At 58.9% G+C, this 20,528-nt stretch carries 18 protein-coding genes; 9 read left to right on the forward strand and 9 right to left on the reverse strand.

Going from position 1 to position 20,528, the window contains the following annotated elements; translation table 11 throughout:
• Window positions 1-149 precede the first annotated feature (149 nt).
• Window positions 150-809: a PIG-L deacetylase family protein gene (locus J0X25_RS22255; protein WP_207289686.1), complete on the reverse strand. Its 660-nt coding sequence runs from the start codon at window positions 807-809 to the stop codon at window positions 150-152.
• Between the two features lie 475 nt (window positions 810-1,284).
• Between J0X25_RS22255 and J0X25_RS22260 the strand changes: the two genes are divergently transcribed.
• The 4 genes from J0X25_RS22260 (at window position 1,285) to J0X25_RS22275 (ending at window position 6,702) form a co-directional block, all read left to right on the forward strand.
• Complete coding sequence (locus tag J0X25_RS22260) at window positions 1,285-2,532, forward strand: right-handed parallel beta-helix repeat-containing protein (protein WP_207289688.1); 1,248 nt, start codon at window positions 1,285-1,287, stop codon at window positions 2,530-2,532.
• A gap of 129 nt (window positions 2,533-2,661) precedes the next feature.
• A complete protein-coding gene (locus tag J0X25_RS22265) occupies window positions 2,662-4,140 on the forward strand; it encodes a flippase (RefSeq protein ID WP_207289691.1) in 1,479 nt (492 codons plus the stop codon).
• A 122-nt stretch (window positions 4,141-4,262) separates the two neighbouring features.
• Window positions 4,263-5,594, forward strand: a complete 1,332-nt coding sequence (locus tag J0X25_RS22270; protein ID WP_207289699.1) for a nucleotide sugar dehydrogenase — start codon at window positions 4,263-4,265, stop codon at window positions 5,592-5,594.
• Between the two features lie 4 nt (window positions 5,595-5,598).
• Window positions 5,599-6,702: a glycosyltransferase family 2 protein gene (locus J0X25_RS22275; protein ID WP_207289702.1), complete on the forward strand. Its 1,104-nt coding sequence runs from the start codon at window positions 5,599-5,601 to the stop codon at window positions 6,700-6,702.
• Window positions 6,703-6,740: 38 nt separating this feature from the next.
• On the opposite strand, the gene J0X25_RS22280 is transcribed toward J0X25_RS22275, so the two are convergent.
• The 3 genes from J0X25_RS22280 to J0X25_RS22290 form a co-directional block, all read right to left on the reverse strand.
• Window positions 6,741-8,255 (reverse strand): hypothetical protein, encoded by a 1,515-nt coding sequence (locus tag J0X25_RS22280; RefSeq protein ID WP_207289704.1) that lies wholly within the window; start codon window positions 8,253-8,255, stop codon window positions 6,741-6,743.
• Entirely contained in the window at window positions 8,248-8,607 is a 360-nt protein-coding gene (locus J0X25_RS22285; protein ID WP_207289706.1) for a hypothetical protein, read from the reverse strand. Before J0X25_RS22285 ends, J0X25_RS22280 begins: the two co-directional genes overlap by 8 nt.
• A gap of 159 nt (window positions 8,608-8,766) precedes the next feature.
• The gene (locus J0X25_RS22290) at window positions 8,767-9,444 is read right to left on the reverse strand and encodes an IS6 family transposase (protein ID WP_207289708.1); all 678 of its coding nucleotides are present in this window, start codon (window positions 9,442-9,444) and stop codon (window positions 8,767-8,769) included.
• Window positions 9,445-9,880: 436 nt separating this feature from the next.
• Here J0X25_RS22290 and J0X25_RS22295 point away from each other — a divergent pair, with 436 nt between their 5' ends.
• Window positions 9,881-10,978 (forward strand): GNAT family N-acetyltransferase, encoded by a 1,098-nt coding sequence (locus J0X25_RS22295; protein WP_207289710.1) that lies wholly within the window; start codon window positions 9,881-9,883, stop codon window positions 10,976-10,978.
• Between the two features lie 41 nt (window positions 10,979-11,019).
• Here J0X25_RS22295 and J0X25_RS22300 read toward each other — a convergent pair whose 3' ends face one another.
• The 5 genes from J0X25_RS22300 to J0X25_RS22320 form a co-directional block, all read right to left on the reverse strand.
• Window positions 11,020-11,955 carry a carboxylate--amine ligase gene (locus J0X25_RS22300; protein ID WP_225896717.1) on the reverse strand — a complete coding sequence of 312 codons (936 nt, stop codon included), beginning with the start codon at window positions 11,953-11,955 and terminating at the stop codon, window positions 11,020-11,022.
• Between the two features lie 403 nt (window positions 11,956-12,358).
• The gene (locus J0X25_RS22305) at window positions 12,359-13,087 is read right to left on the reverse strand and encodes a class I SAM-dependent methyltransferase (protein ID WP_207289712.1); all 729 of its coding nucleotides are present in this window, start codon (window positions 13,085-13,087) and stop codon (window positions 12,359-12,361) included.
• 152 nt (window positions 13,088-13,239) lie between these two features.
• Window positions 13,240-14,997 (reverse strand): hypothetical protein, encoded by a 1,758-nt coding sequence (locus J0X25_RS22310; RefSeq protein ID WP_207289714.1) that lies wholly within the window; start codon window positions 14,995-14,997, stop codon window positions 13,240-13,242.
• A 182-nt stretch (window positions 14,998-15,179) separates the two neighbouring features.
• The gene (locus J0X25_RS22315; RefSeq protein ID WP_207289715.1) at window positions 15,180-16,259 is read right to left on the reverse strand and encodes a DUF354 domain-containing protein; all 1,080 of its coding nucleotides are present in this window, start codon (window positions 16,257-16,259) and stop codon (window positions 15,180-15,182) included.
• Window positions 16,260-16,364: 105 nt separating this feature from the next.
• Window positions 16,365-16,715 carry a hypothetical protein gene (locus J0X25_RS22320; protein WP_207289718.1) on the reverse strand — a complete coding sequence of 117 codons (351 nt, stop codon included), beginning with the start codon at window positions 16,713-16,715 and terminating at the stop codon, window positions 16,365-16,367.
• Window positions 16,716-17,108: 393 nt separating this feature from the next.
• Here J0X25_RS22320 and J0X25_RS22325 point away from each other — a divergent pair, with 393 nt between their 5' ends.
• The 4 genes from J0X25_RS22325 to J0X25_RS22340 all read left to right on the forward strand — a co-directional run bounded on the left by J0X25_RS22325 (window position 17,109) and on the right by J0X25_RS22340 (window position 20,279).
• Window positions 17,109-18,011 carry a polysaccharide lyase family protein gene (locus J0X25_RS22325; protein ID WP_207289719.1) on the forward strand — a complete coding sequence of 301 codons (903 nt, stop codon included), beginning with the start codon at window positions 17,109-17,111 and terminating at the stop codon, window positions 18,009-18,011.
• A 181-nt stretch (window positions 18,012-18,192) separates the two neighbouring features.
• Window positions 18,193-18,636, forward strand: a complete 444-nt coding sequence (locus J0X25_RS22330) for a hypothetical protein (protein ID WP_207289721.1) — start codon at window positions 18,193-18,195, stop codon at window positions 18,634-18,636.
• Between the two features lie 32 nt (window positions 18,637-18,668).
• On the forward strand, window positions 18,669-19,730 hold the full coding sequence (locus J0X25_RS22335; protein WP_207289723.1) for a glycosyltransferase family 4 protein: 1,062 nt from the start codon (window positions 18,669-18,671) through the stop codon (window positions 19,728-19,730).
• A 138-nt stretch (window positions 19,731-19,868) separates the two neighbouring features.
• Window positions 19,869-20,279 (forward strand): HIT family protein, encoded by a 411-nt coding sequence (locus J0X25_RS22340; protein WP_207289724.1) that lies wholly within the window; start codon window positions 19,869-19,871, stop codon window positions 20,277-20,279.
• Window positions 20,280-20,528 lie beyond the last annotated feature (249 nt).

Here is a 20,528-nt window from a genome sequence, read left to right on the forward strand (position 1 = left end):
GGTACAAGAAGGGTAGAGACGCTTTCGGAGGTTAATATGCTGTGTCGAGAATCCACGAGTCATTATTGAGACGGAGTCTCACGCGACACTACCCGTCTGATTCGAGTGGCCGACCGTAACCCTGTGAATGTCGGCCGCGGTAGCAGGAGCTAGTGACGCTCGACTCTTGACTCCTGAAATTGGGGGAGTTCGACGGATTCATCGAGTTTATCGACGATCCGGATCACTTGAAAGGATTCGGCGTACTTCGAACTGGCCTGCTGGCCGCGGAATCGAGCCAGTCCCCGCATCGCGTCCGCTTCCAGATACTGCTTCGTCGACTGACTCTCGTGGGTCTCGATCGCCTCTATTTTCTTTTCCAGAACGGACTCCGTGAACGGTACGAAGTATTGCGGGGCGAACGAGGATCTCGTGGACGGGGATTCGTAGGCGAGGACTTCGTTCGAATTTCGTGTCGCAGCGATCGCTCCCAGCGAGGACTTCCGATGGTCCTGATGCGTATCTTCTTCCGTGTGGATATAAATTCGATCCGGTTCGGTTTCTTGCACGTGACTTTCGATCCGCTTGACAGCTTCCGATCCGTACGGAACCTGTGTATCCTGGAACCCGAGAAATCTGACGTCTTCTACGCCGAGAACGTCCGCCGCCGCGGTCGCCTCTTGCTTCCGTCGTTCCGAATCAGCGATTTCACTGCCGCTCGTCAACAGAAGGAACGTCACTGCGTCCCCGCGCATACGATGAAGTGCGATGGCTCCTCCTGCTCCGATCTCGATATCGTCAGGATGTGCACCGATTGCAAGGACGTTCATAGACCGTCCAAAACGCCCGTACGTATAGACGGTTATTACAGTTTCCGCGATTCAGCCGTCATTTCTACAGCAGTTTCCCGCTCTAGTACCAGTAAGACGATATTTTACCGATACTTTCGTCAGATGGTTACATCCGGGAGTAATTCACATTATAAGGCGTCTTCGGGAGAACGGTACGTTTATAATTCTGAGTTAGTCTCTTAGCGACCGTTGTCAGTTCGATCGACCTCGCTCGAGATCGACGGTCGCCAACGGTGAGTTCGCGAGTAAAAGTCACGTTGGTCTGAAATCCCCATTGAAAGGTGCCAATACTAACGACGGAAGTAACGAACTGCGACCCATGGAACGGCAGCGCGCTGGCGGCGAGAGGTCACCGTTCGCCACCAGACGCCGATCATTACTGAGAGCGGGTGGGATGGCGGCGATGATGGCCCTTTCCGGGTGTCAGCTTCCAGGCAACTCTCCCCAACCGAACGTGACTACCCAGGTCGGAGAACGCGACTTGCTCACGGTCGGTCCCGATCAAGAGTACCAGACGATCCAGTCGGCGTACAACGACCTTCAGGAGGGCGGCGGCATTATTAGATTCACGCCGTCTTACGAGGCTGCGGACGAAACGTTCCCGATTCAGATGGATACGCGCGATCCAAATGGCTACGGGATATCGATCATTCTCGAGGGGACGGGAGGGGCGACGATCGACGCGAGTGAAACGGACGAGAACGTCCTCGAAATCGTCGGTCCGGGCTTCGAATATCAACGAGAAATCATCCTCCGGAACTTTTCGATCGAGGGCGGAAATACCGGTATCACGCTCTACCAGTGTCCGTACAGTCGCCTGGAGAATCTGACCCTGTTTCAGTGCGGCAACCACGGCGTTCGGCTCGCCCCTTCGGACTTCGGAACCTTCGGCGTCTCGTTCGATCGCGTCGAAGCCTGGGAGTGTGGCGGAAACGGGTTTCGACTCGAACAGGACGCCTACGCGAACGCGACGACGTTCATCGATTGCCTCGCGATGCGTTGCGGTCAAAACGACGATTCGCAAGCCGGAGTGCGGATCCACCACGCCTGTAATAGTTGGATCGGCGGCGTGATACAGGAAAACCGCGGACACGGACTCGACGTGAGAGACGCCGAAGCCTTCTATCTCGGGAACGCGTATATCGAGTCGAACGGGCTCGACATTCCCGAAGACGCCGTCGACGTGTACTTCGGCGAAGCGGACGGAGAGACGCCGAACATCGGTTCCGGAGTTACCGGGCTCGCGATAGACGCGTGCCGTTTCAACGGTTCGTACGAGGGACTGGACCCGGGATCGGAGCGGGAGAAAGCTGCGAGAGCAATCGAGTTGCGAAACGCGAGCAACGGGTATCTTCGTTCGTGCACGTACAAACTGTACGACAGCGCGTTCGTCGGCGTCCGCGGCGGGTCGACGGGGTCCGACTCGAACGTAACCGATATCGATTTCTGTCCCGCGACCCACGCGGACACGCTCGAGAACCGGGATCCGACCGCGTTTATCGATTTCAACAACGGTTACAGGCTCAGGCAGAGCGGGACGATCTCGCCGCAAGATCTCGAGTCGAACGGCGTTGCGGGGCGATACGCAGGGGACGTCGCGTTACACACCGGCGAGGGGTTTCCACAGATGGTCGTCTGGAGCGGAGCCGATGAATCGTGGTACCGACCCGACGGAACGACGCTCACGGAAACGGAGTCGTGAGACCGTTCGCCTCGTCAGACTCGCCGCGAGACGCCGGTCGAGTGACGGTGCGTCGCTGACCCGCTCGAGATTCAGTACCGAGACGAAATCAGATGACTGCGTAATCGACACTCACAGCCCGAACTAGGTATGATCGATGTCTCTACCATCCTCCGCGGATTCAAGGCCGAACTTTCCGCCAAGTTCTTCTATTATCTGACGACCGGCATCGTCATCGTCTTTCTGACGAGACAGCTAGCTCCCGACGAATACGGTCGATTGTTCCTCGTCATCTCGGTCCTCTCGATCGGACGCTTGTTCAGCAGCGTCGGACTCGCGAAGTCGACGGCCACGTACGTCTCGAACTACCTCGACACTGATCCGTCACAGATCCCTCATATCGTTCGCAAATCGTTCCAGTATAATCTCATCACGATCAGTATCGTCGTGACGGCGCTGTTCGTTTCCGCGGGAACGATAGCCCATCTCTTGGACGATCCGACGCTGGAACCGCTTCTCCTCGTCGGAATCCTGTACATCGTCTGTGCGACGCTCTATAACTACTCTCGAGTAGTGTTACAGGGGTTCGAGAATATCGCGCAGAGCTCGACGGTGTACGCGAGCGAGGGCGTCGGTCGATTGCTCTTCGTCGTCGCTCTCGTGGCCGTCGGCTACGGAACGCTCGGCGCGCTCGTCGGATACATCATGGGATTCGCTTTGTCCGCCGGCATCGGGTTAACGCTGTTGTTCTTGCGGACCAGCCGATACCCCTCCGCAGACGTGATGGAAAGCGGTCTTCCTCGCGATATCATCTCGTACAGCGTCCCGCTGACCGTGACCCGCGGCGCCTGGGTTCTCGAGCAGGACATCGATATCGTCATCGTCGGTTTCTTCCTGAACCCCGCTACGGTCGGCTTCTACACCATCGGCAAACAGGTCGTGAGATTCTGTACCGGACCCGCGTCGTCGATCGGCTTCGCCGTTGGTCCCCAGTACAGCGAGAGTACGGTTGCAGACGACGAGAGCGGTGCCGCTCGAGTATACGAAACCATGTTGGTCTCGGGCCTCCTCTTCTATCTTCCTGCTATTGCGGGACTCATCATTCTCACCGACCCGATCGTGACCACCCTTTTCGGACCCGATTACCGAGGCGCCGTTCCGATACTGCAGGTGTTTGCCGTCGGCATCGGTCTCCTCGCAGTAACGGAGATGACCGAAGATATTCTCGACTATCTCGGGAAGGCTACTGCTCGGGCGAAGATGAAAGCCGCAACATCGATCGGTAATATCGTGTTTACCGTCCTGTTCCTCCAGCTTCTCGGCGCTGTCGGAGCGGCGTTCGCAACCGTCCTGATGCAGTTCTTTTATACTGGCCTCTGCCTGTATCTCGTCGAATCGGAAATCGCTCTGCGCCAGCGGTATCTACTCGGAAAACTCGGGCACATCGGCGCGATTACGGCAGTCATGGCGGGTATTGTTGCCGGGCTATCTCGATATATTACAGGTGCCGTCTCACTCAGTGTAATCATAGCGTGCGGAGCGGTCTTGTGGGCCGCGCTGACGATCGGCAGCGGTCTCATCGACGTTCGAACCGTCCTCGATACGTTCTCCAACAGTGGGAATGATTAGCAGTATTTCTCTCACACGAGGTGACCATCCGGTTCAGCTGACTTTAGTACTATAATTTGTGAATGGAATTTTTTCCACCCTCCATAACAAACAGAGGCAGCGCCTAGGGACAGGAGGAGAGCATGAGTACTGTCTGTATCTTGGGACTGGGGGTCGTCGGCGTTCCGCAAACGATCGCATTCGATTCGGAGGGCCACGACGTGATCGGCTACGACATCGACGAACAGAAGATCGAGACATTGAAACAGGGACAAGATCCCAACGAGGAGTTAGATTCCGAGCAGGTCGAACGGAGTGACGTCACGTTCACCGCCGATCCGAGCGTGATCCAGGGCGTCGATTACGTGATCATCACCGTCTCGACGCCGATCGATGCCTGGAACCGACCCGATCTGAGTATCGTTTCCGACGCAGGAGAAACCGTTGGCGAACACCTCGAGAGGGGCACGACGGTCGTCCTCGAGTCGACGGTGTATCCCGGTGCGACTCGCGAGGTCCTGATACCCGCTATCGAACGGGGGTCAGGGTTCGACGCCGGATCGGAGTTTTCGGTCGGCTATTCTCCGGAACGCATCAGTCCGAACGTGAGCGGGTTCAAACACACTGCGAAGATCGTCAGCGGTCAGGACGAAGCCACCCGCGACGATATCGCATCCCTTTACAGGAGCGTTCTCGAGGAAGAGATCCACCTCGCGCCGACGATGGCGACGGCGGAAGCGGCGAAGTGTCTCGAAAACGTTCAACGAGACGTCAATATCGCGCTCGTAAACGAGTTCGCGATGGGATGTGGCGAACTCGACATCGAACTCGATCCCCGCGACGTACTCGAAGCGGCACAGACCAAGTGGAACTTCCATCCGTACGAACCGGGACTGGTCGGCGGTCACTGCATCCCCGTCGACCCGTACTTCATGATCTCCCGATTCGAACGAAACGGATTCGCCCCCGAGATCATGCGACGCGCACGGAACGTGAACGACGAATACCCGCGGTTCGTCGCAGAACGGGTTATGAAGGAAATCGCCGGGACCGATCGAAGCGAATCGACGGGGCCCGAACGACCGACGGCGGACCGTAACCGTTCCGCGGCGTCCACCCGTCCGCGAGTGCTCGTTATGGGTATCGCGTACAAAGCGAACACGAACGACGTCCGGAACCCGGCACTGGAACAAATGCTCGACGAGTTAGAACAGTACAACGCCGAACTGTTCGGCTTCGACCCGAACGTTCCGAACGAGGTAATCGAAGACCGGTTCGATATCGCTGCCATCGAGGACCCGGACTTCTCGGCGTACGACGCGCTGGTCGTGACGACGTTACACGACGAGTTCCACGATCTCCAGCCCCCGTCCCGGGAGTCGGACGCCGATTCACCGGTTCTCGTCGACCTGACCGGCAATTTCTCGAGCGAAACCGCGCGAGACGAGTACGTAGCACCGACCTACCGCGTCTGAAACGATGTACGACGAACACACGATCGGCGTCGTGATTCCGGCGTACAACGAGGAAGGGCTCGTGGGAGACGTCGTTCGCGACGTCCCGACGTACGTCGATCGCATTTACGCTATCGACGATCGTTCGACGGACGGCACGCGGGCGGAGATTACGGACGCAGCCGAACGGGACGCGACGAACTGGAGCACCGAGGACGGTTTCGGGGGAGGTAGTTCCCGGTACCGACTCGACGGCTCCGCAACGCTCTCCCGAAGCGGGGCCGGCCAAACGCGGTTCGACGCCCAGTTCGAAAACCGCGTCGAGACCGTCGAGCAGATCGGTCGCGTCGTTTCGATCCGTCACGCCGAGAACCGCGGAGCCGGTGGTGCGATCAAGACCGGCTATCTCGCCGCACTCGTCGACGACATCGACGTCGTCGCGACGATCGACGGAGACGGACAGATGGATCCGACGTATCTGGACCGATTTCTCGATCCGATCGTCGATGGACCGGCGGAGTATACGAAAGGATCGCGGTTCATGAACACCTCCTACAGGGAGGAAATGCCGCCGTTTCGGGCGTTCGGTAACGTCCTGTTGACGCTACTGACGAAGGTCGCGAGCGGGTACTGGCGAATGACCGATCCGCAGAACGGGTACACGGCGATCTCCAACCGGGCGCTTCGAGAGATCGACGTCGGCGACCTGTTCGAGTACTACGGCTACTGCAACAGCGTTCTCGTCAGGCTGAACGCCAGCGATCTGCCGATCGCCGACGTCGATATTCCGGCCCTGTACGGCGACGAGGATAGCAACATCGAATACGCGACGTACGTCAGGAAGGTGTCGCTGATGCTGCTCGAGAATTTCCTGTGGCGGCTGAAAACGAAGCAGGTCGACCGAGGGTTCTACCCGACTTCGGTACTGTACGTCGTTGGCGCCGCGTCCATCGCGTTCGGCGCGTTACGAGCGATACAGACCCGCATTCTGTCGGACGATCGGTCGGTCTCGTCCGCGATGAGATCGGCGGTCGTATTCGCGACGGTCGGACTCCTGTCGGTACTGTCCGCGATCCTCTCCGAGTGGTTCGAATCACGGTCTCTGGAGTCGAAAATCGAATTCGAGTGAGATCGGTTTCGAAACCGCGGTGGAGATCGGCGGCCGATCTACGGTCGATTACCGATCTTGAGCTGGTGGTCGTCGACGAACAGGTTCAGCTCGCTCGGTGAGGTGTAGCCGCCGCCGTAGTGGAGGACGGGTCCGGCGTACTCGTGGGCCATACTTTCGGTGGTTCGCCAGCGGAAGTTCGTTCGCTCGTAGGTGAGTTCGCCGTTGAGCCAACATCGAACGACTCCGTCGTAGTTCGCCCGTCCGTTCGACACGGAGTTCAGTTTGACGTACGTCTCGAGTTCGTGCCATTGGCCGCGAGGGACGCTGACGCCCCAGTACTCGGATTCTCCGTACGAGCCCGGCATGTCGAGGTGATAGGTGTACGTCAGCATGTCGTAGTGACCGCTGGGAAGGGAACTATCGCCGCGCGCGTACAGGCGCGTCGACCAGCCGTTGTCTCCGGACGGATCGCCGCCGCCCGATCCGCCGCTTCCGGCCTCGGTGTTCAACCCGGCGTTCCAGATCCGGCAGTTCTCGGCGTCCCGCATCTGCCACGAGGGATCGAGATAGAACATCGCCCGCTGATAGAGTTCGTCGGGTTGACCGTAGCCGCGATCCGGCAACCGGACGTTGCAGTTGTCTCCCCAGTTTCTCCCGGCGGGAACGTACCCGCAAACCGACTGTTCGCCGCTGTTCGAGGCGTCTGCCGAGAGATCCCAGTTGTGTTGCCCGGAGCCGAATACATGATACTCGTCTCCGACCGAATTCAGCTGATCCGGATCGACGGTGATGTCGAACTCACCGAGTTCGGGTTCGTCCGCTTCGACTACGACGTCCTCGTAATGCTGGCCCGTGTACGGATGCGTCTCGGATTGACGGACGAAGTCCAGTCGGAGGTTCTGGCTACCCGTCTCCTGCATCCAGACGGCCCAGTAGTCGCCGTCGCGACCGGTTCCGAGCGTTTCGATCGTTCCGAGTTCGTCTCCGTCGTCGTAGAGCCAGGCCTTGAGACCGTCGTCGGCGCCCCAGTAGAGGACGACGTCGTACCAACGGTCGGCCTCCAACGGTACGTTCGTCGACGTGAGCGTCCGCCACGTCGATCCGTCGGACCGATCTGCAATACGGAACTGGTTTTGGTCCCAGTCGACGAACACGCCGTAGTTTTGGAAGACGGTCGGATCGTCGCGGCCGAATTCGAGCGACACGTACGATGCGCCCGTCCCGGAGTAGACGGCACCGCTAACGAACTCGCCGCCCCGCCGAATCGCGCCGGGGAAATCGTCCGCGCCCGCTCGAAGGGCAGACCCCGCTTCCCGGTAGGCGGACGCGCTACCGCGGAACGCGGTATCCGTGGCGGTCGCGTGACCGCTCGAACCGGTCCAGTTCGCGGCGACGCCGTCCTCGAAGTCGTCGATAAGCGCATAGTCGCTGGTTTCGTCGTCCGTCCAGACGACGCGTAACGCGTCGCCCGATCGCACGCGGACTTCGGAGACGTTCTCGAGTGCACCACCGTAGCGAGCGCGGATTTGCTCGATATCGGTGAGCGATCCGTCGAATCGTATCTTACTCATTATTCACGTAGAACACGATGTCACCGTCGTTCTCGGTCGGGTCGGCCGTCGAATCGTTCGTGACGTAGATGTTCCCCGGGAGCGAATCGATCGGCTCCGTCCGATTCACGACGTCGCCGTCCAGGCGGGTTCCGGTCGGCGCGCGGGTCCACTTGGATCCGTCGCCCAGATAGACGTTTCCGGTATCCGTCGCGAAGAACTTCGCCCCCGCTTTCGGCTGATAACTGTTCAGTTCGCCCTCGGAATCGCGAATTTCGACGTCGGTATCGAGCTGTTCGAAATTGCTGTTCAGAGGAAGATGCCAGTCGGTCGCACCTTTTTCGGGCGCATCGTAGTCGTGGTTGTCTGTCATCGGTTCTCAGCGTCGGTCGATCGCCATATGTTATGAACTTTCTGCTATAATATGTTGTTCGAGTATCTGTATATCTTTTATCTAGAAAAAAGTAATGAAATCTATAATATAGGCAGCAGATATTGTTTTTCGATGAGGGTATCGGAAGCGCGGCACTGTCTAGTTCTGTACCTCCTCAATCGGGGTCTTTCCATCGAGAGCTTGATGCGGTCTCTGATGGTTGTAGTAATGCATAAACTGTTCAAGCCACTCGCGGACGCTCGACCGACTGCCCACCCACGAATTATGGAAGCGGTCGATACGCATTTTGAGGGTGTGAAACCACTTTTCGATGAGGTTTCGGTCGGTATAGTTGACCTGACCGCTCAAACCTAATCGAGCAAGGGCAGTCCGGTAGCCGAATTGATCAACGAGAAACTCAACATCCGAGAGATCGTGTTTCTCCGCGAGTCGATGGAGAAACGCAGCCGCCGGATCGGTGCCATGCCGCCCAAATAACGCAACATCGAGAATCAACTTTGTCTCGATGTCTATTGCAGCGTACAACCAAGACCATTCGCCGTTGATCTTGACAGCGGTTTCGTCGACAGCGACCCGCGACGGCGATGCCGTCGGCGGGTCGCGTCCGCTGTCAGCCAGCCGATGAACCCAGTTCCAAACCGCACCATGAGAGCGTTCAACGCCTAATTCAGCGAGAATCGTTGTTGTCTCCCGAAGCGAACAACCGGTCTGATGGAGGCGGACGGCGAACGCCCTGACGGGCGTCGCCGTCCGCTCGTTCTCCCAAGATTCTTCTAAATCCGCCTCATAGTTCTCGCTGAGCAGGTCTGCGAGCATCTAACCAATTCACTCAACGACCTGCTCACTTCTCAAATTGACTCAACTAGACAGTGCCGGAAGCGCTATATCACGGTGCACGAATCTTTCCGAATCTGTTCCGAAGAGAGAGTATTAAAGGAAGATTCCACCAAAAGGGACAGAGTATCGGCCCATTTTCGCTCCTGTCGGCCCTCCCTTTCCTCGATACCACGATCATAACGAAGTCCACATATCTGTGCTACGATAGCATGGGCTGGGGATTCAAAACACTACCGTACGTACCGACTATCGAAACTCCTGAAGGCGATTCCCGTTCCGTTCTCCAATCGGAAAATTTCGCCCCATACAGACGGTGTTACCGCCGGTTTCTGTCCGTATCGTTTGATGGGGGGAGGAGCCGAAACGGTTTCAACAGAGACGTTCACCCATCGAACATCTCCGACGCTGAGGAGCGATGGACGTAACGGAAATCACGTCCGACGAGTGGACCGATCATCTCCCCGAGACGGGGTTCGATCCCTTCCACACGGGGGAGGCACTCGAGGTGATCGATCGGTACGCTGACGGCAACGTTCGGTTGTTCGTCGGTAAACGCGGCGAACAGCCCGTCGGTCTGTTTCCCCTCTTCGTCCGCGATGAAGGGCCACTGACGTTCGTCATGTCTCCACCACCCGGACTCGCCGTTCCACGGCTGGGTCCGGTTTTGATGCCAACGAGTCCGAAACAGCGCAAACGGGAAAAGGCTAATCAGCGGTTCACCGAAGCCGTTCTCGAACGAATCGACGCCGCAGATCCGCTGACGGCGTTCGGAATGGTTTCTACTCCCGAATACACCGATCCTCGTCCGTATAGCTGGAACGGTCTGTACGTCGATGCTCGGTTTACGTACGCCATCGATCTCGCAGAACGAGGGGTAGAAGACGTGTTAAACGCGTTTACGAGCGATCTCCGCAGTGAGATCCGAAAGCGTAACGAACTCGATATCGACATCACCGTAGAGGGAGGGAATGCGGCTCGACAGGTGTGTGCCGATATGAAAGAGCGTCACGCCGAACAGGGACTCTCCTATCCCACCCCGCCGTCGTTTTCTGAAGACCTCGTGGACTCCCCCGACGATCGATCTCGAGTGTACGTTGCACGCGCTCCCGACGGGAGCTATCTCAGTGGCATAACCATCCTGTATTCGAACGACGAGGCGATATTCTGGCAGGGCGGAGCGAAAGCGAACTACCAGAACGTGAGTGTAAACAGTCTCCTCCATTGGCGGATTATCGAGGATATCCTCGACGATCCGGAATTGAAGTCGGTCGAACGCTACGACCTCGGAAATGCAGGTGTCGAACGAATCAGCGATTACAAGAGCAAATTCGACGCTCAACTCCGATCTCACTACGAAGTCAAATCGAATCTGATGCGTCTGGCAAAGAAAGCGTATTCCGCTCAGCGTCACTTGCAAGGGACCGATCTTTCGGACATCAAAACGGCGGTACGACAACGATATAACGGTGTGTCTGAAAAGCGCCCTGAAACGTTGGCCCGATTCCGATCGTAATCAGCGTGACTACCGTTTCACCCCATCGACTACTTGACGCACTACCGTGAGTGGACTGCCCTACTGGTCTCCGTTAGAACGTAGCGCAAGCCGGAGAGGAACACACGCGGATCGTCGTATCGGAGGAGATCGAAGTGCGGATCCATACAGCACGATACGAGAATTTCCAGTCCGGCCCCGAAGAGAGACGGTCGATCCACGAGTGCGGACTCTTCGTTTACGACGCTCGAGAGATAGCCGAGTTCGCCGTACAGCAGATGACTTCCGACACCGGTCTCGTATTCGGGATCGACCGAGTCCGGTCGTCCCGTCGCCAGTCGCCAGTAGTCGAGGGGGAAATCGGCACCCGCACGGACGGCACACGGAAGTGATTGCCAGAGACGGGGATTGATTTCGGTGAGTTTGAATTCGTCGGTTTCCGCGTCCCGCATATACTCGATACACGCGGGTCCGTGCCACTCGAGGTGATCCAAAAGCGTGCGGCCGACCGCCTCGAGTTCGGGAATGTCGATCGACCGACGGTAGACCCCGCCACCGCCCGTGTAAGACTCGCCGCGGATCTGTCGATGTTGGAACGTCGTCACCGGTTCGCCGTGATCGTACAGCGCACCGAAGACGTACTCGTCCGACGAGCAGACGTACTCCTGAACGAGAGGGTCGTGATGCATTTCCTCGCGGATCGTCTCTGGATCCGGCCGTTCACCCGCATCGAGGTGTTTCACACGTTTCGCTGTCGCGAAATCGCGTTCGGAGTAGGAGTCGCAGTACTCCTCCGTGAGGACATTATACCGTGATTTGATGATTTGCTCGCTCTCCCAGTCGGTGACTTCGTCGATGGTGTTCGTTTCCGGAACGGGCACACCGGCGTTTTGTGCGGCCTCAATCAGACGAATTCGATCGTGGACGCTTTCGATGGTTTCGAACCCCGGCGTGACGACCGTGACTTCGTCGCTGAACTCGTCGAAATATTTACTCAACAGATACGGATCGGGTGCACGGACCGGCACGATCGTTCGAACGTCGTCTCGAGCGGCGATCCGGAGAAGCGCTGCCTTGTAGCGTAAAAAATCCGATTCTGGAGAAGGGATACTGATAACCTCGTCACAGAACGTGGATGCAGTCGCGAGCGCGTTCTCGTGTTCCGAGGCCACGATCGTGTGAATTCCGCGTCGAGAGAGCGATCGGACGCACGAATAGCTCGCAGGATCATACCCCGTCGGTATGAGGACCGAATTCACTGATAGCTCACTTTAATACGCTATGGGTTAGCGACCATAGTTATATCTGGCCTAGTACTGGAAAATTGAAATAAATGGTGATTTAAAATAGCAATAGTAGCCAGGAGATCGCTCGGCGACGAAACGACGGAATTCGAACTCGTCACGGTTTTCTCGCGATATAGTGGGGATGATGGAATCGACTCCGGAGAACGCCGTCCGGTCGCACCGTTTCGACGCTCTCGAAGCCGCAGTTTCGCAACTGCTGCTTCTGATATTCGGGGCGAATATAGTAAACGTCCGTCGGACCGTCTTCGACCGTCGTGTCCGATTTGTACCGCGAGAAGAGCCGCTTCTTCCAGATATTGTGCGCCCAGAACTCGAGAAACTCGTAAACGCCCTCGAGGCTGAACTCTCGAATGACGTACGTGCTCAAGCGATTGTGCGTGTTGAAGATAACTGGTTTGTCCGGGCGCAACACGCGTCGAATCTCTCGGAGGACCGTGTAACGCGTTTCTTCGGGCAAAACGGTGCTAAATCCCAGACCCAGAAACACCACGCCGTCGAAGGCTTCGTCGTCGAACGGTAACGTCGTGGCGTCGCCGACGAGAAATTGCGGTTTCGGAAACAGTGATCGGGCGCGTTCGATATACGATTCCGTGAAATCCACACCGACTACGTCGAACCCCATCCGTTCGAGGGCCGTCGTCGTTCGACCGGTTCCACAACCGAGATCGAGGATGCGGGTTCCGTCGGCCGGCAAATACCGCGTGATCGCTTCTCGTTCCTCCGGGCTCAATCCGCCCGTCGCGTCCGATGTGTAGTGTTCGAGCAATTCCTCCGAACTGAAGTACTCTTTTTGCTCTTTGAGATCGGACTGCGTGCGAGTCATTGGTAAACTAGCCGATTACTCGTGATGCACCGGTATATAATGCTAACGGGTGATACTGCGTGGTAGCGCGCAGTGTACGCAGCAAAGAGAGATACGCCGTGACCGGCGCTCGCGGCCTCCGGTTGCCGCTCCCGTCGGCGTTCGAACCACTGTTAGTCATCGGCGTACACGCTCACGCCCTCTGAATCGTAGACCCTATCACTCGACGAACGACCGTCCCATACCGGCGAATCCTGATCGGCGTACTCGAGGGACTCGTAGTACGCCGGATCCTCGACGTACTCGTCGGTGGCGTAGAACTGTAACGGGCGATCTGCAAGTTCTCCTTCTCTCACCAACAGCAGATCCTGTCCCTCGAAATGGACGTCTCCCGTTTCCGGATCGGCCTGGATGATGTTACACTCGCCGGTCGGCGACGACGAGTAATATCGACACGTTACGTAGTCGGACATCACGTCGTCCCCGGCCGCTTCGCCGACGGCGTCGAAACTCTCCACTTCGGCTTCAGTGAAGTAGTGCGTGTAGAACTCCCGCTCGACCAGCGGATTATCGGACGCGACGAAGTCGTTCGAGACGGCGACGAACCCCGACGTGAGAAGGAGAACGACGACGAGTCCGACTTTGAGGTCGCTCGTCCCGTATCGGAACTCAGTTCGGAGGGCAGCGACGACGCCGACTGCCGCACCGATCGCGATGAACGGGGCAGTGTAGAGACTGAAGCGTAGAATGTTCAACTGCTCGCCGACCAGTAGTAGCGGCCCGGGGAACGAAACGGCGCTCAACGCGAGACTGGTCAAGAGGACCACCTTTCCGCGGAACGATATCCTCGAAACCGCGGGTCCGCGTATCACGCCGTAGAGGATGAACAGCAGGAGGAAACTGAACGGCACGTAGTTCGCCAGTTCGTGGAACGGCATCGAGATGAATTCGCTCGCCGCTTCCGTTTCCGTCTGGCCTCCCCCTCCGATTCCGGCGATCAGTGACTCCTGGAGGACCGTCACCACTCGAGCGAGTATATTCGGTGCTGCGATCAGCCAGTATCCGAGCTGTATTCCGGCCAGTGCGAAGAGATGTGCCGGTCTCACGACGTATTCCTGGTCGTTCGTCATCGACGGCAGATATCGCTCGATCACGTAGTAGACGCTCAACGTAGCGATAATAAACGGGATCGTGACCGTGTGATAGACGGCGATGGCGACGGCGAAGCCGAGAAACAGAACCGCGTATCGCCACCCGGTTCGAACCAGCGCGAGCAGCGATACGACGAACAGGACGGACGCGATGCTTCGCGGAATCGCATACATGCCGCTGAAGATCACGAACGGCTGGAGACACATGAGGAGTGCCGCTAGCAACGATACATCCTTGGTAAACCCGAAGCGTCTCGCGAGCAGGTAGACCGTCGCGATCAAGACCATGAACGCGATACCGGACGTGAGAAACGCCAGGAAAAGCGTATCCGCCCCACCGTCGAACAGCATCGCCTCGGACGCGATGAGGACGTGCCAGAGGGGGAACGCTTCGTATTCGCCGAACGCACCCGTGACGTGATGGACGTCCAGAAGGCTCTGGATGGAACTCTCGTGACCGAACACGTCCGTCCGGCCGAAGTAGTAGTGGTAGTTCAACGTCACGGACCAGATCAGGTTCGCCATCAGCGCCGCTATCTCGAGCAGGATAGCGCTGACTCGCGATCGAGTGAGATCCAGCCGCAAAACCTGAATGACGATGACAGCCACCATCGCGGCCGCGACGGCATAATACGTGATGGGACGGACCGCCGTCCTCGCGAGGAGGAGGACGGAGACGCCCTGGAGGACCAGAAAGAGCGCTATCAAGAGGGCAAACTCGTGTCTCGCCGTTACCCGCGGTCGCTCCGGTTCGAACGCCGTACTGACTCCGTCGGACATCGCGTACGCGAACGCAACGAGAACGATCGGTACCGTCGCGTATACCGAAACGATCCCGAGACTTCGGTAGCCGAGGAAAAACGACACCGCCGTTGCGATGACGGCGGCGAGCGGAAACAGGTACGCTATCGTCCGCGATAGCGACTGGTACTGTACTCGCCACGGTATCCGATACCCGGACCTCATGAGTCGACCATTTGCTCGATCTCTGCCAGAATGACGCTCGTAGCGTCGACTTTGTCCTCGAGAAGTCGAGCGCGACGCGTCTCCCACGTCGAATCCGGTTCGTCGAAAATTCCCCGCGCAAGCTCGAGGCTTCTTGCGGCACCGTCTTCGCTACCGAGATTGTACACCAGATCGTACCGCTCGTCGAGTTCGTTCGTGTATCCGAGATCGAGCGATCCCACGTATATCGCGGGGGTGCCGAGAACGGCGCTCTCCGCGGCCATCGTCGGACTCTCTCCGACGAACAGCTCGGCGTAGTAGAGGAGATCGTGCATCGCATCGGGCGACACGTCGGTTCGATAGGGTTCGAGTCGAGCGGGTAGTTCCCCCTCTGCAGTGATGAGTACCTCGGCACCCATCGACTCGAGACCCTCGACCAGTGCCACCGGATCGTCGATGCCTTGCTCGCCGATATCGTGGGCAGCATCCCAAGCGACGGTCCGGAGGACGACGAACCGATCGTCCGCGTCGATATGAAGGTCCTCGAACACCGCGGGATCCGGCGTGAACCGGTTCGGATGGAGATACGCCAGTTCGTGATAGTAGGGGTACCGGACCTGCCTTCGACTGATGTCGCCGATAAACGACGTCGCCGTGCAGATCCGATCGGCGAATGGAAGCAGGAGGCGTAACTGAAGCTTCGCGTGCTCCGTATCGAGAAATACCAGACTCTTCGATCCGGCTAACGGGGCCACGTGAGATACCGCGACGCCTTCCTGTGCGACCATGACGTCGGGATCTATTCGACGGGCCGCTTTCAGGAGTCGATACTCGTACGCGAGTTGCGAGGTGACCAGCCCTCCCTTCGACCCGTCGTAGCGCGCGAGCACCGTGTGTGGAACGTCGTAGCGTTCGAGCAGGTCGACCGCAATGTCTTTCTCGAGAACGAATACGTGAACGTCCCAGCCCCGTTCACGGAGTTCTTCGATCGCATTTCGAAAGAGGTGAACGGAAGCCGGGTGTTCGATTCCGAATACGACAGATCCCGTCGTTCCCGTGTCTTTCGTCGTCACTTCCGACGTAGTGGCCCCGCCCATATTTCTCGCCGAGTAGTTGTCATCGGTTCTTAGTTATGCAGAATGTACGTTACTATTCTGATATGAAATGCGAAACTGACCTCGAGAGCGAGCGATGCGGTCCGATCATCTCGTCGCTGGTTCGGACTCAGCGTGATACAACGCAATCGATTTCGCTTCGATTCTGACGTACTCGTCTGTCCGGTATTTCGCTCCGTAGTCACCGTGAGTCCGACTGTCGACCGAATTCGAGTAATCGGGCCACCCGGGCGTAGCGCTCTTTCCGACAGTTTCGGTTCTTCCACTGTCGTATCCGCTTACGGAGGCTTCCTCGAGCGCTCTCGGTCGACCGCGTCCGTAGGCGGTGATTCCGGCGAGCAAAACAACGACGGCGACCTCGGCTTCAGCGTCAGAAACCCGGATCGAGACGTCGTAGCATCCGGATTCGAGCCCGTTTGGTGGATCGGTCCGTTTCATCGGAACGCGGGACGCCACACCCGTCGTCACCGAAGAGGCCCGTCCCCTATTCGATGGGACTCGCCGGCGGCCCGTTGCTTCTCGACGATCGAACGGCCTCGAGTCGGCGTCGACCAAACGGATCGCTGCGTCCATCGAGACGTCCGGGGCTTTCGAGCCAGTGTTCGACGGCTTCGATCACGCTAGTCATACGCGATATCCCGCAGTAAAATCGTTTTACGACCCCCTCGCCGCTTCGGATACCGCACTCGTCGGATGGCCGGTCTCGTCGCGTCAACGGCGACAACCGAAGAAAAATACGGTTATAAAAATAGGATATAATTATACACTGGATTAGTTGAATGCGATTAGAAGAGAAAGTTGATGGCGGTAATACCGAATTACCGGTCCAGGATGGAACGCGATTACTCGCGATCGAACGAAGTCAGAGAGGCGACGGGAACCGGTCGACTGGGCCGGCGATCGTATCTGAAGGCGTCCGGGACGGCGCTGGCGACACTCGGCGGACTGTTCGCCGGCGTCGGCGGAGCGACGGCGAGCAGCGAGGGCCGCACCGTCGACCTCAATTACGATGCGTGCGACGCTATAACCGACATCTATTCGGTCGAACGGCCCGAGCGCGCACAACTCGTCGAGCAGGGAACGACCGCTTCGGAAACGACGCTAGAGCTAACCGTTCCACAAAACGAGAGCTGGGGAACGAACACCACCTTCGATCTGCCAGCCAACGGATTGGGGGAACCGACCGAACTCTATCAGTCGATTCGAATGCGGCTCGACGAAGAATTCTCGTTTCGGGAGCCGGGTGATAACTGTCGAGTCTTCAACGCTGGACTCAACTCGAAGTGGGGAACGTCGGGATCCGGAACCGACGGTCCACCCACCGGAGCCGACGGCTGGTCGTCCCGATTGTACGTCATCGACAACGGATCGCGAACTGGATCGTTCGGGCTCAACGTCTACACGTACCACATGGATCAGCAAAGCGGACCCGGAGAGGAAGAGGTACTCGAAGAGGACCTGTTTTCTCCCGGCGAATGGCACGATATCGAAACGTACGTGCGAATGAACACCGTCGACGGAACTCGGGCGAACGCGGACGGCGTCGTTCGCGTCTGGGTCGACGGCGCGAACGTCTACGATCGAGGCGACTTCAGATGGACGACGACCCCCGACCAGGGTCACCATCGTGCCGGCCCCGTCGCTCACTGGGGCGGTCCGGAATCACCGTCGCGAAACTCGTGTGTCTATTACAAAGACCACCGACTAGTAGTCGGTTCGAATCCGCGGAACTGACCCCCGACTCTAGCTACTCTCGACCGGACGAGACTTCGAGTCGGTCCTACACCCGCTTCTCACACCGATTCGTCTCCTCGAGCGGCCCCATTTCGAATAGTGAGCGAATCTCCCCGTCTACACTTAACGGAAGAACTGGTAAAGCTCGGTCTTTATGCCGCTGTGATCGCGTGTCTGGTTCGTGACCAGTAAGAAGGGCAGAATAACACGTTTCTATATCAGTACGAACTCCAATTCGACTCAGGATCCGGACGAGGACGGTCAGCGTTCGGTGATCAGTCGCCGAACGTCACTCAAATTCCTCGGCGTCGCCGCCGTCCCGGTCGCTGCACGCCAACTGTCGAATGGTGACGATTCGAGCGGCATCAACTACGGTAACGGGGAATACGGTATCGGAGGGTACGGCGGTGAACCGGACGAACCGACGGAGAACGAGGTGACCACCGTCAATAGCGAGAATGCGGACGAATCACCGACGATTCACGAACGCGATGTGGCGGAAGATAGTTCGTCGACTCCAGACCCCTATCACAGTAACTGGGCCGTTTTGGATCCAAACGACGCTTTCGAACGGGATCTGTCGAAGTGTTCGAACTCGATACCCGCAACGGACAGAAAAAAGTGACTTTATAGCCCGGGGGTACGTGCCGACCGAGTATGCGCGTCGCGTTCGTCTCGAGCGAAACGGTCCACCACCGCGATACCGAGACGAACCGGCGACTCCAGACGATTCTCGAGGTGCTCCGCGATCACGGGCACGACGTCCACCTCTTTTGCGCCCGGTTCTGGGAGGACGACTCGCCGGTCCTCGAGCGCGACGACGTCACCTATCACGCCGTCACCGACGATCCGGCGGCCCGTCGGTCGTTTTGTCTGCGGGTTCCGTTCGATATGGCGGCGGCGGGCCCCGATATCGTCCACGCGAGCGCGCGGCAGCCGACAGTGCTGCTGGCGGCCGGGTGGGGTGTGCGGTTCGCGCGGGCCCCGCTGGTCGCCGAGTGGTACGGCGACGAGGATATCGGCGACGACCGGTGGACCCGTCTAGCGACGGGACGGGGCGACCGAATCGTCACGCCCTCGGAACTCGTCGCCACGCGGGTCCGCGAACGCGGGGCCGACGGCGACCTCGTCACGACGATTCCGAATCCGATCGATTTCGACCGCATTCGGAGCGTGACGCCGGGCGACCGCGTCGACGTGGTCTACTCTCGCCGACTCGACGAGGGCGCAAACCTCGAGAGCCTGCTGCTGGCGCTGGCCGAACTTCGCGACCGCGACTGGCGGACGACCGTCGTCGGCGATGGCCCCGAGCGAGCGGCCTACGAGCGTCTCGCGAGCGACCTCCGGATCGAGGATCGGATCACCTTCGTCGGAGAGCGGTCCCTCGAGGAGCGCATCGCGGCCTACCGGGGTGCCCACGTCTTCGCTCAGACGGCCGAACGCTGCGTGTTCCCGACCGAGATGTGCTGGGGGCTGGCCGCGGGCTGTGTCGGCATCGTCGAGTACCACGCCGACTCGAGCGCCCACGAACTCGTCGAGGGCCGGGAGCGGGGCTTTCGAACGACCAGCGAGGAGGAACTCGCCGACGCCATCCTCGAGGCCGGCGACCTCGAGTATCGGGACGTCGACGACCGCTTCGCCGACTACGATCGGTCGGCCGTCGCCGAGCGGTACCTCGAGCAGTACCGGACGCTGCAGGAGGAGTACGGCCTGCTGTAAGGAGTCGTTCGCGTCGTCCCGCCAGCCGCGCGCGCCGGTAACCGAGACCGAGCGCGGCCGGGCTCTCGAAGCCGACTCCGCCGCGGGCCCCGGCTCCTATAGGAAATAATATATGTCGACCCGCACGAGTGTCGACCTATGACCGACGACTGCGAGTTCTGTCGGATCGTCGACGGCGACCGGTCGGCGCACGTGCTCGCCGCGGACGACCGAACCGTCGCGTTTCTCGACGAGAATCCGGCCGTGACGGGCCACGCGCTCGTCGTTCCGCGAGTCCACTGCGAGGAGTTGCTGACGGTCGACGACGCCACGTCGGCGGCCGTCTTCGAGACGATCCGGAATGTCGCGAACGCGCTCGAGGCGACCCTCGAGCCGGACGGCTTCAGCGTCTTCCACACCAGCGGCCCGCTGGTCGGCACCGTCGACCACGCCCACGTCCACCTCCTCCCGCGGACGACGGACGACGGCGTCTCGCTGTCGCTGACGCGGGACCGACTCGACCACGACGAGGCGGCGGCGTTGACGGATCGCGTCCGAAAAAAACTGTAAGAGGAGCGTTCGCGTGGTCGACCATCGCGTTCCCGGTAGCGCCTAGCGCGATTTTTCCACTTCGGAACGGGGAATTGAGGTGCAGAGGCGCGCGCTGGCGGTCGACCGAGCGAATGCGAGGGCGATCGGCGTCTCCGTGCGAGGGATGAGCGAGCAACGCGAGCGAATCGGCTGGGGAGGACGTGGCGATCCCCAGTTGCCACGATAGCAGGACACCGCCGTGGATCGTTCGATCCGCACGAAGCGTCG

It is taken from the genome of Haloterrigena alkaliphila (genome assembly GCF_017352155.2).
Taxonomy (GTDB): Archaea; Halobacteriota; Halobacteria; order Halobacteriales; family Natrialbaceae; genus Haloterrigena; species Haloterrigena alkaliphila.